This is a genomic window from Dyella sp. S184 (genome assembly GCF_009766065.1).
Classification (GTDB): domain Bacteria; phylum Pseudomonadota; class Gammaproteobacteria; order Xanthomonadales; family Rhodanobacteraceae; genus Rhodanobacter.
Genome location: NZ_LMUE01000005.1, coordinates 448,437 through 464,442, shown reverse-complemented (window position 1 = coordinate 464,442; position 16,006 = coordinate 448,437). Strand labels below are relative to the sequence as shown.

The window sequence follows — 16,006 nt, the reverse complement described above, 5'->3', positions numbered from 1 at the left end:
CGTGGGTGAAGATGGATAATGCCGCAATCTCCAGGCTGATGATCGCCATGCACGATACTCCCACCTCGTTCTCCTGCCAGCCGATCGCGTTCGTGCGCTCGCCGTATGCCCGACGCATCGACGCGCCGCACCAGCCCTCCGTGGTGGAAGGCACCGAGACCGGCGCGGTGGCCGAGGCGATCATCGAGTTCGTGGCGGATTTCCCGACCGCGGCGTTTCGCGACCTGGCCGGCTTCGAGCGCATTTGGCTGGTGTTCGTGTTCCACCGCAGCGAAGGCTGGAAGGCCGAGGTACGGCCCCCGCGCGGGGGCGGCAAGCGCAGCGTGCTGGCCACCCGCTCGCCACACCGACCGAACGCGATCGGCCTGTCCGCGGTCGAGCTGGTTGCCGTCGAGGAGCATTCATTACGCGTGCGCGGCATGGACCTGCTCGACGGCACGCCGATCCTCGACATCAAGCCGTACGTGCCTTACGCCGATGCCTTTCCGGAATCACGCGCTGGCTGGATCGACGAGATCGACGCGACGCAAGGGCGGCATTCCGCGCCAGGGCCGCGCCGACCACGCTCCGCGCCAAAAGCCGAGTGAGCTATGCCACGCAGGGCGGCTGGCTATCGCTTCACAGCCGACCAAGCAGGAACAGCACCAGCAGGATCACCAGGATCAGGCCGATGCCGCCGCTCGGCCCGTAACCCCATGAGCGCGAATGCTGCCAGGTCGGTAGGCCGCCGACGAGCGCGAGGATAAGGACGACAATCAGAATGGTGATCAACATGGATACGTTCTCCGTTGGATGTTGTGCCGCAGTGGCAAACATGGGATGCATCGTGCCTGCTGGACTCTCTAGGCCGTGTGATGAACGGAAGCCGACATCCGCGTAATGCGATCCCAGTCTGTGAGACTGACGACCGTTAACTTGGCTCAGGCCAGTCGGAACCCCTCCGACGACGGCGCCCGATGCACTGGCAGTGGTCGGTTCAAACCCTTTGCCGCGTCAGGTGCATGCCCGACGCGGCTTTTTTGTGCACGTTGGCCGAACGCCATCATCAAGCCCTGTTCACACCCCAGGTTGTTGAATCGGCAGCTGGAGGAGGTCTGACCATGAGAATCTGCCTGTTGCTGCTGCCGCTCGTCCTCGCTGCCTGCATGGCCGTACCGGAGTCGACCACGCGCGCAGCCACGCCACCGGCGCACAGCACGAGTGCGTCGTTATCGCCCGACACCCTCGCCCGCTATCACTGGCAACTGCATGACGCGGTCGACAACAGTGGCAAGCGCCTCAACGCGCTGTTCGGCCTGCCTGACAAGCCGTTGCAACTCGATTTCGCCGCTGGCCGTATCCACGTGAGCAACGCCTGCAACGGCATCGGCGGCAGCTACCTCATCGTCGAGGGTCGTCTCGATGTCGCGCCGATGATGCATACAATGATGGCCTGCCACGACCAGACGCTGATGCAGCGCGAGCACACCATCACGGCGATGCTGAGCAGCAAACCGACCCTGATCCTGTCGATGACAGGCAGCACGCCGACGCTCACGCTGACGGCCGACGATGGCCAGACGCTGACGTTCGCGGGGAGCACCACCCAGGGGCCGTAAGCCCCCTGTTTACTGTGGTCGCGGGCTATTTGTTGGGACGATGGCCATAACTGAGCACCCGCGTGATCTGCCACTTGTCGCCCTGCCGGCGCCATACGATGACGAAGTCGGCTATGCCGTCACAGTCGCCCGTATCGAACTGGCAGAAGCGGTGCACGCCCTGCTCGATGGCGCCGAAATCCTTGATCGGGTAGACCTTCAGGCTGCCCGGAACCAGTTCGCGACGGAAATGGCCGCACACGTTCTTCGCCGTGTTGGCGATCATCGCATCGCGTGTCCAGGTCACCCCGCCTCTGTCATGGTAGAACTCGACATCAGGCGCGAAATAGCTGGCATGCAGCTGCAGTTGCTCCGGTGAACTGCAGTGATTGAAGGCGTCGAATACAGCTGTGTCGAGCGCCGATATCCTGTCGAACAGGGGATCTGCAGGCGCAGGTGTGGGCGGGAGCGGCTGTGTACTCGCTGCAATAGCCGCGGAGAATCCCGGCAACATGAGCAGGGAAAGCACAAGCATCGAAGCGACCCGCTTGTTCATATCCTTCATTTCCATCTCCAGAATGGGCGACGTGATCCACGTTCAATCAATTGTCAACGTGCAGCCGCCGGCGCAATCGATTCCTCCACCTTGATATCCGCATCGTCGAGATGCTCGGCCTTCCAGATCATGGCGCGGTGGATGCGGTTCCAGCCACTCGGGTGATCGTAGAACACGTACTCCTCGACCGGACCCGGCTGCATCTTGCGGTATTCGGAAAGCTGCACCGCCGCCCGCGCAAAACCGTCCGGCTGGCGCGCGGCATTCAGGCCGAACGCATCGGCCTCAGCCTCCATGGTGCGGGTGATCGTATTGTTCACCGGTGTCATGAAGAACATGAAGAGTGTGAACAGTGCCATCAACAGAGGAAGCCCGGCGACATCATCAACACCACGAATGCCCCAGCGCGTACCCCAGCGACGCTCGGCCCAGGCGAAGCCCCAGCGCATGAAGGCAAAGCCGAGCACGATGATGATGCCGATGAACACGATGCCCTTGTAGACATGGTTCATCACGTAGTGGCCCATCTCGTGGCCCAGCACACCCTTGATCTCGGCCGGCGTGCTGCGGTTGAGCAGGTTGTCGTTGAGGCTGATGCGGGTGGTACCGAACATGCCGCTGACATTGGCGCTGATGCGCTTGCTCTGTCGAGAGGCATCGAACCAGTACACGTCGGTGGCCGGAATGCCGTTGGCACGCGCCATCGACAGGATCTGCGCCTTCAGCGGGCTGTCCGGCAGCGACTTGTAGGTATTGAACAGCGGCGAGATGTAAACCGGCGCGATGGTGGCGAAGAACATGGCGAACACGATCGCTACCCCCGCACCCCACACCCACCAGGTACGCGTGGCCTTGCGGATCACCGCGTAGATGATCACCAGCACCGCGGTGCCCAGGATCAGCGCGATGATCAGCGACGTGCCCTGCTCCCCCAGCCATTGCCAGAAGTTCTGGTTGGACAGGCCGTACTGGTGTTCGCGCACGAAGTCCTCGTAAATCGTCCACGGCAGCGTCAGCAGCGTCGTCAGCAGGATGTATTGCACCGCGTAGATCGCGGTCTGCAGCCAGCGAAAGCGCGTGACGCGTTCGGCAAAGTCGCGCATGCGCGCCGACAACCGCGTGCCGAGCAGCAGCCACGCCACACCCAGCGCCACCAGCAGATCCCACAGGATCAGCCAGTAGCCGCCCTCGAAGTACGCATCGGACTTCGCCCGCGCCTGCGGCGACAGTTCCGCCATATAGGCGTTGGTGGCGGCATCCACATTGAAGGACGCCGCACTGGCCGCCGTGGCTGTTGCGCTGACACTCGGCGTTGCATCAGCCGCCGGCGCCGCCCACACCCGCGTCGCAGCCAGCGTCATGACCGCCATCAGCAGGATGGCAAGAACGTATTTCATGGACGACTCCCCTCGTCTGAAGAGCGTCCAACGTAGCCGAACCCCTGCGTGTCCACCACCTGACTACTGGCACCCCTGCTGTCCCATGGCAGCCGGGAATCGGTCGGATACCCGGAACCAGCTTGTGAGGAGCCGGCGTGATTCGCCCAGGCCTGATTCAGCTGATTCCTAGGTCATCGCCGGCGCAGCCGTCATAATGTCGGGTTGCCATACAGCGACAGCGTGACCCATGCACATCGGTATCGACTTTGGCACCAGCTATTCGGCCGCCGCCGCCATCATCGGCGGCGAGCTGAGCCTCGTGCGCTTCGGCGAAGCCGAACAGTTCCGCACGGCGGTGTTTTTCCCCGAACGGGTGCCGGATCCCAACGACTTCGCACTGACTCCCGCACTGGAAGCGCAACTGGAAGCACACCTTCGCCTCGCGCGGACCCAGCAGCGCCAGCTCGCGACGGCCGCCACGGCACGCGGACAGGCGCCGGTGTCACGCAGCGAAGACGAACTGCGCCGCGAAGCCCTGCGCGTAGTGCGCCGGCAGTGGATGGAGGAACAGACCCGCGCCGCCACCGCCTCGGTGGCCAGCTTCCAGCATGCCCTGTTCGGCGAGGAAGCGGTGGAAGGCTATCTGGAAAGCGGTGGCGGCAATCTGATCGAATCGCCCAAGTCGATGTTCGGCTATCGACTCGACCCGCAGGTGCGCAAGGTGATCGTGCATATCGCGACGCATATCCTCGAGCACATCCGCCTCATCGCCAGCCGCCAGTTCGGCGCACCGGTGCGCGGTGCGGTGATTGGGCGACCCGTTGAATTCCGCAGCTCGATGGGTGCGCAAGGATCGTTGCAGGCAATCGAGATCCTGCGCGAAGCCGCGGCGGCGGCCGGCTTCGACCACGTGACATTTCTGGAAGAACCGGCCGCCGCCGCGATGCACTATCACCAGAGTCTGCAGCAACGGCAGCACGCACTGATCGTCGACATCGGTGGCGGCACCACCGACGTGGCACATGCCCAGCTCGGCGGCGGCGAAGCACCGCATATCGCGCGTAGCTGGGGTCTGCCCAAGGGCGGCACCGACCTCGACGTGAGCGTCAGTCTGCACAGCTTCATGCCCCAGCTCGGCAAGGATCAGATCAGCATGCCCGCGCACCGCTACGTGGATGCGGCCAGTGTGCACAACCTGCCGAAGCAGCGCGAGTTCAGTCAACAGAACTACCGCCTCATTGACGAACCCTACGGCTCGCGCTTGCGCTCGCTGCAGGCACCGGGCGCCACCACCCGCCTGAACCAGGCGGCCGAACGCAGCAAGATTACCCTGAGCACGTCGCCACGCCATCGCGCCGAGCTGGACTTCATCGAGCATGGGCTCGCGGTTGAACTCGACAGCGTGGATTTCCACGCCGCCATTGCATCGTTCCTCGGCCAGATGGAACGCACCCTGGCGACCGTGCGCAATGACCTCGACCAACTCCCCGCCAGCGTCTTCCTCACCGGCGGCACCTCGCGCTCACCGCAGGTCAAGGCGCGCGTGCAGGCCTGCTTCCCGGAAATCCCGCTGGTGCAGGGCGATCCTTCGCTGGGCGTAGTCTCGGGGCTGGCCGTGGCGGCGAGCGAGGCCGATCGCTGAGGTAACTTTCTCCACGCCATGGCGAAGAACAAGCATATCGACACGCAGCTTTGACTCGCGCTGCCTGATGTATCGACTGGAGAACTGCCGCCATGACGAACCGTCCACTCTTGAAACTGCTGCTCGGCGCAGTGTCGCTGCTTGCCTGCTGCGAGATCGGCTACGCGCAGGACCTGCCCGCGCCGACGCACCTCGTGGTGGTCGAGCTTTTCCAGAGCCAGGGCTGCTCTTCGTGCCCGCCGGCCGAGGCCAACCTCAATGCGATCGCGGGACAGCCCGGCATCCTCGCCTTGTCCTATGGCGTCACCTACTGGGATAGCCTTGGATGGAAGGATACGTTCGCCACTGAGGCATACACGGACAGGCAATGGGCGTATGCGAAATATCACAAGCGCAACAACGTATGGACGCCACAGGTCTATGTGAATGGTCACGCGGATCTGGTCGGCTCCGACCGTGTGCAGCTCGACCAGACCATCGAGCATGCGACCTCGCAGGGGCCGCAACTGTCGTGGCAGAAGGGCCAGCTGGTGGTCGGTGCAGGCAAGCCTGCCGCCACCTGTGACGTATGGCTGGTGCGTTACGACCCACGCACCCTCAACGTGGCCATTAGTGGCGGCGAGAACGGCGGCCGCACCTTGCCGCATCGCAATGTGGTGCGTGAACTGGTGCATCTGGGCATGTGGGATGGAAGACCGCGTACGTTCGCCGTGCCGCCGACATCGCTGGCTGGCCTCTCGACCGCGGCGCTGGTTCAGATCGAAGCCGGCGGCGATATTCTCAGCGCGTCCAAGGATGCCGCTTTGCGCTGACGAACGACGAGCCGCGGAATGATCGCCGCTACTATCGCGGAGATCCGCCTATTTTGCCCCGTACGCAACGCCAGCCGGCATCCAGTTACTCTGGACCGTGCTGAGTCAGATCATCATGAAATCAAGGGGCCAACTTTTAAGAAACCTTGAGAAAAGGGCGGCATTGCTGCCGCCCTTGATCTACACGTCAGTAGCCAGCAAGCGCGATGTTCCCGCTCACGGCTGTATCGTTGTGCTTATTCGATCAACGTCGATTCCTGCACGCCAGCCTGTCCCTTTTTCTCATCGACCACATGCAACGCCGAACCGGCGGCGAACATACCCATCTTTACTTCCTGCCACACGTAGTACATCTGCCCAGCCATCATATCGATGGTCACCGACGAGTCTTTTTCGGTCTTCGACGTGATGGTGTGGGACCCTGGCGGAAGCTGTTTCACGACATACGTCTTGGATGCGGTATCGCCCACCGACATATTGTCGATCAGCAACGGCATCTTGATCGCCGAGCCGAAGACTTCATTGCGGTAGATGTAGACCGTTGCCTTGTCCGTAGCTGGAGTGAACTGCTTGGCCTGTGCATCAGCACTCTTGCTGGCCATGGGAACGCTTGCGCAGCCCGACATGGCCAGGACGCCCGCCAGCAACGTTGCTGCCAATAGTTTTCTAAACATGTTTCCCCCTGTTGAGTATCGATTCCCTTACCCCGCACCCTTTCACTCACAGTCGTGCGGAAGGCATGCGGCGTACGCATAGCGTCCATGCGATGGAGATCCCAGCGGGGTGTGACTGCCGTCCCCAGCCCCGGGCGGCGTTGCGATATTTGCATGACTCATCGCAAAAAAGCGACGCTTCGCGAAGCGAAATTTCTTGCGAAGTCAGAGCGACTCAGATGGCCTCCGGCAACGGATCTGACCCGCTTATCCGAACCGGCTATCTTTGCCGTTGCGGAACTCCTGTCAGGACAGTCGCTCGATGAACATCGATTTTCACTACGGCGTGATCTACCTGCTAGGCCGGCTCGCCGGGCTCGAAAAGCCGGACGCAGAGACAGTGGCGCATGCCGGCCAGTATGTGGATGACTCGACAGTCTCCGGCATGCTCGAGTTCGAAGGTGGTGAAAGCTACGAGCGCTTTGCCAGCGCGCACAAGATGTTCGATTACATGAACATCAACAACACCAGTGACAAGCGCATCTGGGCGCCGTTCCACTTCCTGCCCGCCGGCGAAGGCAGCACGCTGGAGGACAAATCCATCTGCAAACCCGACAGCACGATCGCGCGGGAAATGGTAGCCCACGCCATCGACAACCGTGGCGCGGAGAACGCGCTGCATCGGCTGGGCATCACCCTGCATGTCTACATCGACACCTGGGCGCATCAGAACTTCTCCGGCACGATCAGCGATCACAATGTGGTCAAGTCACTGACCAGCGATGACTACACACCGGAAACATGGGCAGGCAAACTGAAGCAGTTCCTGGACGGCGTGGTGCATACGGCCCAAACGGGCTTCCTCGACCATGTGGTGAAGCTCGGTCACGGCGCCGCGTTGCACTTCCCTGACCAGCCCTGGGCGAAGTGGGAATACGAAAACGGGCACGGTCTCAAGTTCAAGCGCGACAACCTGCTTATCTTCATGGACGCGGCCGACATGGCTTACCGCGCCATCAAGGGCTTCCGCAGCGGCAACAACGCATACACCACGGAAGCTGGATTGCCAGCGGGTGCCAAGGCCGCACTGGCGGCGCTGCTCGAATCCAACCGCAGCGACGACCCCATCGAGCGATTGCATGTGCTGACGACGGCCTTTGCCAACGGCAGCGTCCCCGGCTTCTCGGAAGACATTCCTGCCTACGTCGCCAAGGGTACAGGCTCATGGAAGGACGCCGCTACTGGCATCATCGATGCAGACGCCGACGGCGAAAAAAAGCCTCTATGGTCCGAGCGCTTCGAGCAGTCCGACTACCGGAAATTCCACGACGCCATCAAGGAGCATCGGTTCGTGGTGACCCAGCTCATCCTGCCGAAGCACGGGGTCAGACTGGCCTGACGAAGTGCAAGCTTGCCCCTGCTTTGAAATACCAGAAAGCAAAAGGGCCAGCCCCTGACAGGTGGCTGGCCCGGATGGATCGATCAGAGAGTCAGGCTTGCGGAGCAGCGTCGGCGTCCGGGGCGGCCTCGTTCGAATCACCCTCGTCTTCCTTCTTTCCGACCAGCGACTCGAGCGCACCCGCTCCCTTGAAACCAGCAAAGGCGGCCACGCCTTTCGTCAGCAGACCTGCATTCGGATCGAGCTTTTCTGCGCCTTCGACAGCGACCACAGCACCTGCAATTTCACCTGCGACATCCAGAATTCCCATGACGTTCTCCGTGCGGGTTGTGAGGGAATGAGCATCGTATCGCTACCGATAATGCCAGATGAATATTGCAGCAAACACCTACGCCAAATATCCAAAGCGAGTCGCCTGAAGTTGCTTGTCCAAGGTAGCCTCTCCATCGGCCCTCGCCCGCCACTTTCGCTGCTACGCAGCGCTACCGGGATACCGCGTAACCGCAAGAAAGTGCGGAGCCAGCCTGTTTGGCCGCAGCCCTGAATCCGACGTCACGTAGCCTGCGTCCAGGTCGCCTCGATGTCGAGCTTGATCGCATCATCGACGCTGGCAGTGTCCACACCGAGCATGTCATGCACGCAACCATGCCGCATGCCTGCGTAATCACCGTTATGGCGGAAGGTCGCTGACCATTGCACGCGACCGGCACTCGCCGGGTGGTAATCCGCTTCGTAAGTGCATCCATTGCTGGTCTTGCCGGAGACAGTGGCCATGACTGAAACCTCTTGGCGTGATCGCCCAGGCAGCATAGGCCTTTGCTGAGGCAATAGCGCCTGCCTGCAAAGCTGCACTCCAAGTCATGGTTTCCAGCGGCCGAGCCCGTCGTCCTCGAGCAACATCAATCGTTGCCGCGTGCGCAGCTCGCGCCATCGGTGGGCAGCGTGCAGCTTGCCGGCGCGACCAGAACAATGGCAGCCACCTTGCTCGTGCTGGCCAGCTGCACCGGGGTCGGCGTGGTTTTCAGCATGGCGCCCATGACCAGTGCGCAAACGCCGAAGCAGGCAACGAACAGTGCGGCCAGGATCTGTGATTCGAATTTCATGACGTGTCTCCGTGATTGGCAAGGTGCCCTGTGCTGTAACTAGAGCAATCGCCGTGCCAATCCATTTGTACGTCATAAGTCATTGATGTTTCGAAGAAGATTGAAGTGCCAACCTTCTCGCTGGATTGTCCGCGGACAGCCGGCAACGCAGGGTCGGACAACCGGACAGCAGATGCAGCGCGTGCCGCGAAGATACCGTCAGCCGAAGTCGAGCTTTCCCAGCGGCGTGTTGCCTGCAGCGACATCGAGCGCCTGCAGCGAGACCGTCTTTCTGCCGCCGTCGAGCTGCTGGCGGCCGACCTCACGAAACCCCAACCTTGCGTGGAATCTTTCGGACGCCGGGTTGGGCGGCTCGATATCGAACTCGCAGGTGATCAACGGCACACCATCCCGCAACGCCAGCGCATATACCTCGCGATAGAGCCGCGTCCCGGCGCCTCGCGCCTGCGTGCCGCCGGCAACCACGATGCGATCCACATACAGGAAGCGCGCATGGTGCTGCATAAACCATCGATAGTTCGGGCTGTCGTAGTCCGCCCCTTCGCGGAACACAAGCAGGAACGCCTCGATCCGGCCGGCCCGCTCGATCACGCGGTGCAGCGCTGCCTGCGCATGCAGGTGCGCCAGACGTGCGTCGTCGAGCGGACTGAGCACGCTCACGAAGGCCTCGTTGAGAGCGAGGATCGCGGGAAAATCAGCGGATGTAACATCTCGAAGCATCAGGCGAGTTTTCTGGAATCAAGGGAGAAAACAGTGTGGAGAAAGTTCGGAGAACGTGCACCCAGACACCTGATTTCCCGAACGCCTGCATCTACATACTTTTGCATCTAGCGACGGCGAAGCCGAATGGCAATGTCATACGCAGCATTGATCTGCTTCGATCGTGTCTCGGCAAGCTGGCGGATCTCTTCGCCGAGATTGGCCACTTTATCGGGATGGTATTGGCTGATCTGTACCCGATAGGCGTGATCGATTTCCTCCAGGCTTGCGGACTCACTGACACCCAGCGTCTGATACCAGGCGATTGGTGCCACAGGTGCAGGTGGCGCGCTACTCCATGCCGACTCGTACGAACGTCCATGCGGATCGTTCGCAGCGGCGCCATTGTTGGGCGAGCCTGGCGGCTGCCTGCTCTTGTCGCCGTCACCCGGCGAGAGCATATGGCTGACGAGGCGGTAGCCGAATAGCAAACCCGCCACGATGACAACGATCTGTGTAAGGGTCACGGGATGCCATCCTCGAAATTTTTAAGGTAGGCGCGCAGCGCATGGCTGGCGCCGCTGTTCGGCTCCTGAAAATCCAGACTGGCCTGAATTCTTCCACGCAGTATTTCGCACAGCACGGCTTTTTCCGCAGCGGATAGCGTTGACGACGCGAACGCATACAGACCGGAGGAATGGACCTGCCGCAAACTGATCTTCCTGACCATATTGATCGCGAAGGGTGCGCAAAGCAGCACGTCGAGGCTCAACGCAGCGATCGCTCTACCCGACAGGTTCAATGCCTTTCGCCGCACCCAGACCTGTCCAAGCATCGCAATAATGGTCAGATAGGTGAGCACCAGCCAGCCCAGCAGCAACGCGTCCGTGCCGAAGCACAGTACGCCGGGAAGGCCGACAAAAAAAAGGCCGAACAGCATCCATGCCCATGGTGCAATCGATGACAGCGCCAGCTTGATGCGCCGCCAGCGTATGCGGTGTGCACTCCCGTCAAGCGGCTCGTCCACCGACCAGCTCAAGCGAACCAGTGGGCGGTGCGGGCACAGCGGATTCGGCAGATACGGGTGCCTGCCGCGAAACTCCATCGCCGCGCCGCCAGAGACGAGGCAACCGCTGCGCCTCGTCTCCAGCACGATCTCGTTGTGGAACAGCAGCAAGGCGGAGTCGTACAGATACAGCGCCACGATGCCCGCCATCAGCCACCAGTGATCGTGAAGCGTCATCAGCCCGTTTTTTTCTTGAATAACGACTTGAACCGGGTGCTCAACGCGACGAAGCCTGCCAGCAGGAATTTCCAGGCCGCCACCAGAAAGCCTCCGATCACGGTGAACAGACCTTTTTTCGCAGCCACCGCGACGGCGCCACCAGTGATCAAGGCCGCCAAGCCGTAAGCTGCCACGTGATCACCCGGCTGATACTCGGCATAGGTTTCACCCGGTGCAAACTGGAAGCCGGTTACCCGACTCTTGAAATCGTCGATGGCTGCGGCGATCTTGTCGGGCGCAGTCACCACCACCGCATCCATCACACCGCGGCGACCCAGCAGCCGGGCGTTGTAATTCACCACCTTCCGATGCGTGCCTTCGTCCTGACCAAGGATTGACCAGGTCAGCGACTTGAGCTGGGTGTCGTATTCGGGCTTGGCACTCCAGCCAAGAATGCTCATCTCATCCCAGCCACGCGCGCGCCGCTCCTTGTTGGCCTCGGCGGTGCCATTGCGGATGTTCTCGAGAATGGCATCGGCGTCGATCTTTTCATCATCCTTGACGTAGCCAACATCCTCGTACGAGAAATAGGCCACCCATTCTTGACACGCCAGCGTGTACTGATCCTTGTCGCTGGGCGGATTGTGCGCGAGCTCATTGAATGCCTTGGTACCGCTGGCATCCAGAAATGCATAACCCTCGGGTACTTTCAACGATGCATGGCTGCCCAACTGCACCGTGACCGGACCCTTCTGCCAAGGTAGTTGCGCATACGCACCGCTTTGCGCCACTGCTGTCATTGCCGTGCACGCCAAGGCCAGCGCCATAAGCACTGAAAACAATCGCTTCATCCCTTTTCCCCTGTTCCTTAGTTTATGTCTCAACGTGCTCGGCACGTCGCGTTTGTCCATAAGCTACATATCAAGCCAAACCACACAACTCAACAAACTTTCAAAAACTATAGCTGGTATCTGCGGCAACGCGATAATGTGCCCTTACCCGATTATCTGACGCTGATGCGTGACTCAAGCTGCCAATTGCCACGAACCTTGCGATATCGGATTTCGACCTACCTCTTGCCTCGACCCAGGAAAGGGTTGTGTCGTGCGCAGCTTGTCAGGCTAGATGATCCAGCCGAAGCACATAGCGTTCTTCGCCGTAAAACGTACCGTCGACTTGCAGCGCATCCGGCTCCACGCCATAGCTTGCGAAGCCGATCGACTGGTACAGCGCCCTGGCCTCGGCGTTGGTGGCGTTGACGCCAAGCTTGATCTGGCGAACACCAGCGATGGATCGGGCGTGGGCTACGGCACCCTCCAGCAATGCGCTTCCGAATCCACGACGACGGAATGTTGGGGCAACATACATGCCGGCCAGCTCAGCGCCATGACGCACCTTCTCTCGCTGCGGGTGGATAACGGCTACGAACACGACCAACTCATCCCCCTCGAAGATGCCCAAGGTACAGATGGATCCATCGGCAGCCGGTGTGATTCGTGTAGCCACTTCATCGATGGTTCGGCCAGCCTCGTCAGCATGGCTTGCACTGAAAGCCGTCGGACTTTCCTGCAGCGCCAGGAGCCGGAGCCTTTGGTAGGCCCGCGCATCGGTGGGGTCGAGTGGCCTGACTTTCATGGGATCGACATCCGGTTGGCTTATTGTTCCAAGGTGATAACGGGTATTGATCCAGCTATCTTCCATCATCGCCATCACGCATGCTTCAGCCGGATACTCCAGCAATACCACGCGGATCCCACGGCCCTCAACTTCCCGGCGGCTTTTCGATAACGAGTTCTGCCCCGGTTATCGTCCCACCACCTGCATCCTCCGTCATCCCATCGAACGTATCTCCTGCATGAGCATCGACACGACAGACCACTCCCCCGGCGCCGCCCTCGCCTCGCTGCGCGCCGGGATCAAGCTCGCGGCGATGCTGCTGGCGAGCGTGGTGCTCATGCCGTTGCAGTGGGTGCTGATGCGCTTCACCCGCGGGCGGACGGCTTTCGTGCTGCCGCGTTGGTGGTTCGGCTGCCTGCGCCGGGCACTCGGGATTCGCGCCGAGGTCGTCGGCACACCACGCGATGGCGGCGGCACGGTCTTCGTCGGCAACCATATCTCACACTACGACATCGTGCTGCTGGGCAGCCTGCTGCGCGCACGCTTCATCGCCAAGGACGACATGGAGCGCTGGCCCGGCATGCGCTTCGTCGGTGAGCTTGGGCAGACGCTGTTCATCAGTCGCCGCCGGCGCGACGCGGCCAATGTAGCGGCGAACCTCGCCGCGCAAATGCGCCCAGACCATGACCTGGTGTTGTTCGCGGAAGGCACCACATCCTCCGGTGAGCGGGTGGCACCGTTCAAGTCGAGCCTGTTCTCGCTGTTCCTGGGTCCGCAGGCAGCGGGACAGACGTGGACGCTGCAGCCGTTTACCCTGGACATCCGCTCCGTCGATGGACGCGCGCTGTCGATGGGCGGCGACCGCGACGGCTACGCGTTCCACAGCGACATGGAAGCCGGTGCACACGTCAGACAATTCCTGCGTCGGTCCGGCGCGGTGGTGCGGGTGGTGTTCCATCCACCGATCGCGATCCCGCCCGACGTCGATCGCAAGGTGCTGGCGGCGCAGGTGCATGACATCGTGGCGTCGGGGCTGGGTTCCCGCCATGCAACGCGAATCGCTCCCGAGGGCGCGCACGCGTAAACCGAAGGCCACGGCCATCCCCGCATCAAGAGCACCTAAGCACAATCAACTTTGCAGAAAAGTGCACACCGCCTTCTGCTCCCCTTTTTCGGTCAGCAAAAATGACAATGGCGCCGCATGATAGCGGCGCCATTGCTTTTCAGAACTAAAGATGTGGCTTGATTGGAACCGCTCAGTTCCCAGTCGTGCCCTGTGCTGCTTTCTTGAATCGAATCTGCATTCTTGATGCGGAAATCTCGCTGCTGCCATTGGCCCCAAGGTTTGCAGTGGAAATCGCGTTCATCGTATCGACCACATTTTCGTTTCCGCCACCATCTTCGACAGAGCCACCATTGGGGCCAAAAGCGTAGAAACCGCTGGCACCGCCAGCACCCCCGAAGTTCACCGTCACGTAACCATATTTGTTGGCCGTAATGGCCGACACATTCATCGGTGGCGAGAACCCGCCAATTGTTCCGATGGACAAACCGGCTTTTTGAACCTCGACAGCGCCTTGGCTGAGGTTGGTTCCGATGAAGAGGTAGCCGGCATTGGCGGCCATGTAGGTCGTTACATTGGCTCCACCAGTAAGTGGAAGGGCGACCGTATTGGTCAGAGTTATGGTCGTTGTGTCAAACGAAGATGTCACGGCATCAGTCTTCTGGTAGACATACAACGTCACACCTGCCCCGCTACCCGCCGCGTCATCCACCACATAGACGTTGCGTGTGACCGTATTGTTGTTAACTACCTCGTTGCCTTCGATGATGGCACCGGCGTGACCGAAGGGTCCCATGCTTCCAGAGTCATAGCAGCCTTCGCTTTCAGTCGTTCTACCGCAGACCACCCAGGTTATGGATGCTGGATTGCCAAAGGAGTACGTGGTGTACAGGTTTATGTCGGGCGGCGGCCGAGGTAACAGCGGAAGAGGAAGGATTCCAATGCCATTGGGGCGGACCGCCTGGGTAGCCGCAATAGTAGAGGTCTGTGCACTTGCGGGAAGTGCCATGATGAGCACCAGCAGAAGGCCGGTAATTGCTGATGTGCACTGCATGCGGATCTTGGACATGTGGTTCCTTTCCCTGGTCGGTTGACTTGCGAGTTGACGTTGTCGACGTGCAAGGTCGCTTTATAGCAGACGAAAGTGCAGTCTGATGCTGCGGTTGCCTGCTTCAAGACCGCTCGACTTAAGCCCTTGCAGGCTGCGCCAACGCGAAATCGATCGCCGCACACACCGCTGCCGCCTGCGCGGCGTTGCATTGCTCGGCACTTGCCCGCGGGCTGTCGGGATAGACCTCGGTGGTGGTCTTATAGGTTGCGCCGGTGATGCTTGCGCAAAGGCCGAGCTTTGCAAGCGGATACTCGATGACCCCTGGCGCGACTACGGGCGAGCCGATGATCTCGCCACTGGCATCGGCCGGCGCAATGTGGGTGACCTTCGCCACCGCCGCGATCACCGCCTGCTGGAACGCCGGTTGCGGATGTTCACTGTCGTCGACCAGATAGAAGCCGTCGGGGATTTCACCCGCCTCGTAATCAACGCCATCACGGGCAGCTAGCGCCGGGCGAAACTCGGACTCGTCGCTGTCGGTGGTTTCATGCAAGTCGATATGCACCAGCACGCGATCGCGGAACGGCGCGACCAGGCGCATCAGCGCCGCCGACTCCTGCGCCGGGCTGTTCTCGCGGAACGAGCGGTTCGGGTCGAGCGCATCCGCGTTCCAGCGATGAATCCGCTCGTAGGCCCAGGGACTGACGCAAGGTGCAATGATGAGGTTGGCCCGACCTGCATAGTTCTCCGCATGCTGGTCGACGAATTGCAGCGCCCCGTGTACGCCACTGGTTTCATAGCCATGCACGCCGCCGGTCACCAGCACGATGGGCAGCTCGTCGCGCCAGTCACGGCTCTTGATCGCGAACAGCGGGTAGCTGTCAGGCGCGTAATCCAGCCGGCCGTACTCCGACACATCGAAGCGCGAGCGCAGCTTCTCGATCATGCTCAGTACATCCGCTGCGTAGCTGCGCTGGGGAGTCTGGCGTGACAGCCACGCCGATACTTCTGCCGCGCCCCAGGGAAGTCCGGGCTTACCGATCGGATAGGGTGCGTTGGTCGTCATCAGGTTGCTCGCTCTGCCGTGGCGTCAAGGGAAGGCGAAGCACTTTAGCACTGGTCTGAAACGGCGCCGATACTACTGACGTTGACCCTGATCAAAGCGCGCCCCTTGTAGCGCCGCCCTTAATTACCCCGACCCGCTTTGACTGCTGGCGGATGCCGTTATCA

The 16,006-nt window shown here is 61.1% G+C and carries 20 protein-coding genes; 6 read left to right on the top strand and 14 right to left on the bottom strand.

Translation table 11 applies throughout. The features are described 5' to 3' along the window. Nucleotides 1–47: 47 nt before the first annotated feature. Nucleotides 48–587, top strand: coding sequence for a tRNA (N6-threonylcarbamoyladenosine(37)-N6)-methyltransferase TrmO (gene tsaA, locus GSQ75_RS11990; RefSeq protein ID WP_254058555.1), 540 nt, complete (start codon nt 48–50; stop codon nt 585–587). Nucleotides 588–618: 31 nt separating this feature from the next. Here the strand turns inward: tsaA and GSQ75_RS11985 are convergent, their stop codons facing one another. Further along, nucleotides 619–771 (bottom strand): DUF3309 family protein, encoded by a 153-nt coding sequence (locus GSQ75_RS11985; RefSeq protein WP_216840678.1) that lies wholly within the window; start codon nt 769–771, stop codon nt 619–621. 329 nt (nt 772–1,100) lie between these two features. On the opposite strand from GSQ75_RS11985, the gene GSQ75_RS11980 reads away from it, so the two are divergent. Then, nucleotides 1,101–1,598, top strand: a complete 498-nt coding sequence (locus GSQ75_RS11980) for an META domain-containing protein (RefSeq protein WP_158755092.1) — start codon at nt 1,101–1,103, stop codon at nt 1,596–1,598. Between the two features lie 25 nt (nt 1,599–1,623). Here GSQ75_RS11980 and GSQ75_RS11975 read toward each other — a convergent pair whose 3' ends face one another. Then, entirely contained in the window at nt 1,624–2,142 is a 519-nt protein-coding gene (locus tag GSQ75_RS11975; protein WP_254058554.1) for a nuclear transport factor 2 family protein, read from the bottom strand. Nucleotides 2,143–2,186: 44 nt separating this feature from the next. After that, complete coding sequence (locus GSQ75_RS11970; RefSeq protein WP_216840672.1) at nt 2,187–3,530, bottom strand: M48 family metallopeptidase; 1,344 nt, start codon at nt 3,528–3,530, stop codon at nt 2,187–2,189. Nucleotides 3,531–3,759: 229 nt separating this feature from the next. On the opposite strand from GSQ75_RS11970, the gene GSQ75_RS11965 reads away from it, so the two are divergent. Together GSQ75_RS11965 and GSQ75_RS11960 are read left to right on the top strand one after the other, a co-directional pair. After that, nucleotides 3,760–5,154, top strand: a complete 1,395-nt coding sequence (locus GSQ75_RS11965) for an Hsp70 family protein (RefSeq protein WP_158755091.1) — start codon at nt 3,760–3,762, stop codon at nt 5,152–5,154. A gap of 92 nt (nt 5,155–5,246) precedes the next feature. Then, nucleotides 5,247–5,966, top strand: coding sequence for a DUF1223 domain-containing protein (locus tag GSQ75_RS11960; protein WP_158755090.1), 720 nt, complete (start codon nt 5,247–5,249; stop codon nt 5,964–5,966). A 236-nt stretch (nt 5,967–6,202) separates the two neighbouring features. Here the strand turns inward: GSQ75_RS11960 and GSQ75_RS11955 are convergent, their stop codons facing one another. After that, complete coding sequence (locus GSQ75_RS11955; RefSeq protein WP_254058553.1) at nt 6,203–6,568, bottom strand: DUF2846 domain-containing protein; 366 nt, start codon at nt 6,566–6,568, stop codon at nt 6,203–6,205. Nucleotides 6,569–6,941: 373 nt separating this feature from the next. Here GSQ75_RS11955 and GSQ75_RS11950 point away from each other — a divergent pair, with 373 nt between their 5' ends. Further along, nucleotides 6,942–8,018, top strand: coding sequence for a DUF6765 family protein (locus tag GSQ75_RS11950; RefSeq protein WP_158755088.1), 1,077 nt, complete (start codon nt 6,942–6,944; stop codon nt 8,016–8,018). A gap of 91 nt (nt 8,019–8,109) precedes the next feature. On the opposite strand, the gene GSQ75_RS11945 is transcribed toward GSQ75_RS11950, so the two are convergent. The 8 genes from GSQ75_RS11945 to GSQ75_RS11910 all read right to left on the bottom strand — a co-directional run bounded on the left by GSQ75_RS11945 (nt 8,110) and on the right by GSQ75_RS11910 (nt 12,755). Next, nucleotides 8,110–8,328 carry a hypothetical protein gene (locus GSQ75_RS11945; protein ID WP_158755087.1) on the bottom strand — a complete coding sequence of 73 codons (219 nt, stop codon included), beginning with the start codon at nt 8,326–8,328 and terminating at the stop codon, nt 8,110–8,112. Nucleotides 8,329–8,570: 242 nt separating this feature from the next. Next, a complete protein-coding gene (locus GSQ75_RS11940) occupies nt 8,571–8,792 on the bottom strand; it encodes a TonB-dependent receptor (protein ID WP_158755086.1) in 222 nt (73 codons plus the stop codon). Nucleotides 8,793–8,917: 125 nt separating this feature from the next. Further along, nucleotides 8,918–9,121, bottom strand: a complete 204-nt coding sequence (locus GSQ75_RS11935; RefSeq protein WP_158755085.1) for a hypothetical protein — start codon at nt 9,119–9,121, stop codon at nt 8,918–8,920. 198 nt (nt 9,122–9,319) lie between these two features. Continuing rightward, nucleotides 9,320–9,841 carry a GNAT family N-acetyltransferase gene (locus GSQ75_RS11930; protein WP_158755084.1) on the bottom strand — a complete coding sequence of 174 codons (522 nt, stop codon included), beginning with the start codon at nt 9,839–9,841 and terminating at the stop codon, nt 9,320–9,322. Between the two features lie 107 nt (nt 9,842–9,948). Then, nucleotides 9,949–10,347 carry a J domain-containing protein gene (locus GSQ75_RS11925; RefSeq protein ID WP_254058552.1) on the bottom strand — a complete coding sequence of 133 codons (399 nt, stop codon included), beginning with the start codon at nt 10,345–10,347 and terminating at the stop codon, nt 9,949–9,951. Then, nucleotides 10,344–11,063, bottom strand: a complete 720-nt coding sequence (locus GSQ75_RS11920) for a hypothetical protein (protein ID WP_158755083.1) — start codon at nt 11,061–11,063, stop codon at nt 10,344–10,346. The genes GSQ75_RS11925 and GSQ75_RS11920 overlap by 4 nt, the downstream gene beginning before the upstream one ends. After that, the gene (locus GSQ75_RS11915; RefSeq protein ID WP_158755082.1) at nt 11,063–11,896 is read right to left on the bottom strand and encodes a DUF2167 domain-containing protein; all 834 of its coding nucleotides are present in this window, start codon (nt 11,894–11,896) and stop codon (nt 11,063–11,065) included. The genes GSQ75_RS11920 and GSQ75_RS11915 overlap by 1 nt, the downstream gene beginning before the upstream one ends. Before the next feature lie 265 nt (nt 11,897–12,161). Beyond that, the gene (locus GSQ75_RS11910) at nt 12,162–12,755 is read right to left on the bottom strand and encodes a GNAT family N-acetyltransferase (RefSeq protein WP_158755081.1); all 594 of its coding nucleotides are present in this window, start codon (nt 12,753–12,755) and stop codon (nt 12,162–12,164) included. A 145-nt stretch (nt 12,756–12,900) separates the two neighbouring features. Here GSQ75_RS11910 and GSQ75_RS11905 point away from each other — a divergent pair, with 145 nt between their 5' ends. Next, a complete protein-coding gene (locus GSQ75_RS11905; RefSeq protein WP_174236728.1) occupies nt 12,901–13,746 on the top strand; it encodes a lysophospholipid acyltransferase family protein in 846 nt (281 codons plus the stop codon). A 172-nt stretch (nt 13,747–13,918) separates the two neighbouring features. Here the strand turns inward: GSQ75_RS11905 and GSQ75_RS11900 are convergent, their stop codons facing one another. Both GSQ75_RS11900 and GSQ75_RS11895 read right to left on the bottom strand, forming a co-directional pair. Further along, the gene (locus GSQ75_RS11900; protein ID WP_158755080.1) at nt 13,919–14,794 is read right to left on the bottom strand and encodes a hypothetical protein; all 876 of its coding nucleotides are present in this window, start codon (nt 14,792–14,794) and stop codon (nt 13,919–13,921) included. 118 nt (nt 14,795–14,912) lie between these two features. Continuing rightward, nucleotides 14,913–15,842 (bottom strand): M14 family metallocarboxypeptidase, encoded by a 930-nt coding sequence (locus GSQ75_RS11895; protein WP_158755079.1) that lies wholly within the window; start codon nt 15,840–15,842, stop codon nt 14,913–14,915. Between the last annotated feature and the right edge of the window lie 164 nt (nt 15,843–16,006).

What these genes read in the sequence shown, in the direction of transcription:
- tsaA (WP_254058555.1), top strand. Translation starts at nt 48, where the DNA reads ATGCACGATACTCCCACCTCGTTCTCCTGCCAGCCGATCGCGTTCGTG.
- GSQ75_RS11980 (WP_158755092.1), top strand. Translation starts at nt 1,101, where the DNA reads ATGAGAATCTGCCTGTTGCTGCTGCCGCTCGTCCTCGCTGCCTGCATG.
- GSQ75_RS11975 (WP_254058554.1), bottom strand. Translation starts at nt 2,142, where the DNA reads ATGAAGGATATGAACAAGCGGGTCGCTTCGATGCTTGTGCTTTCCCTG.
- GSQ75_RS11970 (WP_216840672.1), bottom strand. Translation starts at nt 3,530, where the DNA reads ATGAAATACGTTCTTGCCATCCTGCTGATGGCGGTCATGACGCTGGCT.
- GSQ75_RS11965 (WP_158755091.1), top strand. Translation starts at nt 3,760, where the DNA reads ATGCACATCGGTATCGACTTTGGCACCAGCTATTCGGCCGCCGCCGCC.
- GSQ75_RS11960 (WP_158755090.1), top strand. Translation starts at nt 5,247, where the DNA reads ATGACGAACCGTCCACTCTTGAAACTGCTGCTCGGCGCAGTGTCGCTG.
- GSQ75_RS11955 (WP_254058553.1), bottom strand. Translation starts at nt 6,568, where the DNA reads ATGGCCAGCAAGAGTGCTGATGCACAGGCCAAGCAGTTCACTCCAGCT.
- GSQ75_RS11950 (WP_158755088.1), top strand. Translation starts at nt 6,942, where the DNA reads ATGAACATCGATTTTCACTACGGCGTGATCTACCTGCTAGGCCGGCTC.
- GSQ75_RS11945 (WP_158755087.1), bottom strand. Translation starts at nt 8,328, where the DNA reads ATGGGAATTCTGGATGTCGCAGGTGAAATTGCAGGTGCTGTGGTCGCT.
- GSQ75_RS11940 (WP_158755086.1), bottom strand. Translation starts at nt 8,792, where the DNA reads ATGGCCACTGTCTCCGGCAAGACCAGCAATGGATGCACTTACGAAGCG.
- GSQ75_RS11935 (WP_158755085.1), bottom strand. Translation starts at nt 9,121, where the DNA reads ATGAAATTCGAATCACAGATCCTGGCCGCACTGTTCGTTGCCTGCTTC.
- GSQ75_RS11930 (WP_158755084.1), bottom strand. Translation starts at nt 9,841, where the DNA reads ATGCTTCGAGATGTTACATCCGCTGATTTTCCCGCGATCCTCGCTCTC.
- GSQ75_RS11920 (WP_158755083.1), bottom strand. Translation starts at nt 11,063, where the DNA reads ATGACGCTTCACGATCACTGGTGGCTGATGGCGGGCATCGTGGCGCTG.
- GSQ75_RS11915 (WP_158755082.1), bottom strand. Translation starts at nt 11,896, where the DNA reads ATGAAGCGATTGTTTTCAGTGCTTATGGCGCTGGCCTTGGCGTGCACG.
- GSQ75_RS11910 (WP_158755081.1), bottom strand. Translation starts at nt 12,755, where the DNA reads ATGGCGATGATGGAAGATAGCTGGATCAATACCCGTTATCACCTTGGA.
- GSQ75_RS11905 (WP_174236728.1), top strand. Translation starts at nt 12,901, where the DNA reads ATGAGCATCGACACGACAGACCACTCCCCCGGCGCCGCCCTCGCCTCG.
- GSQ75_RS11900 (WP_158755080.1), bottom strand. Translation starts at nt 14,794, where the DNA reads ATGTCCAAGATCCGCATGCAGTGCACATCAGCAATTACCGGCCTTCTG.
- GSQ75_RS11895 (WP_158755079.1), bottom strand. Translation starts at nt 15,842, where the DNA reads ATGACGACCAACGCACCCTATCCGATCGGTAAGCCCGGACTTCCCTGG.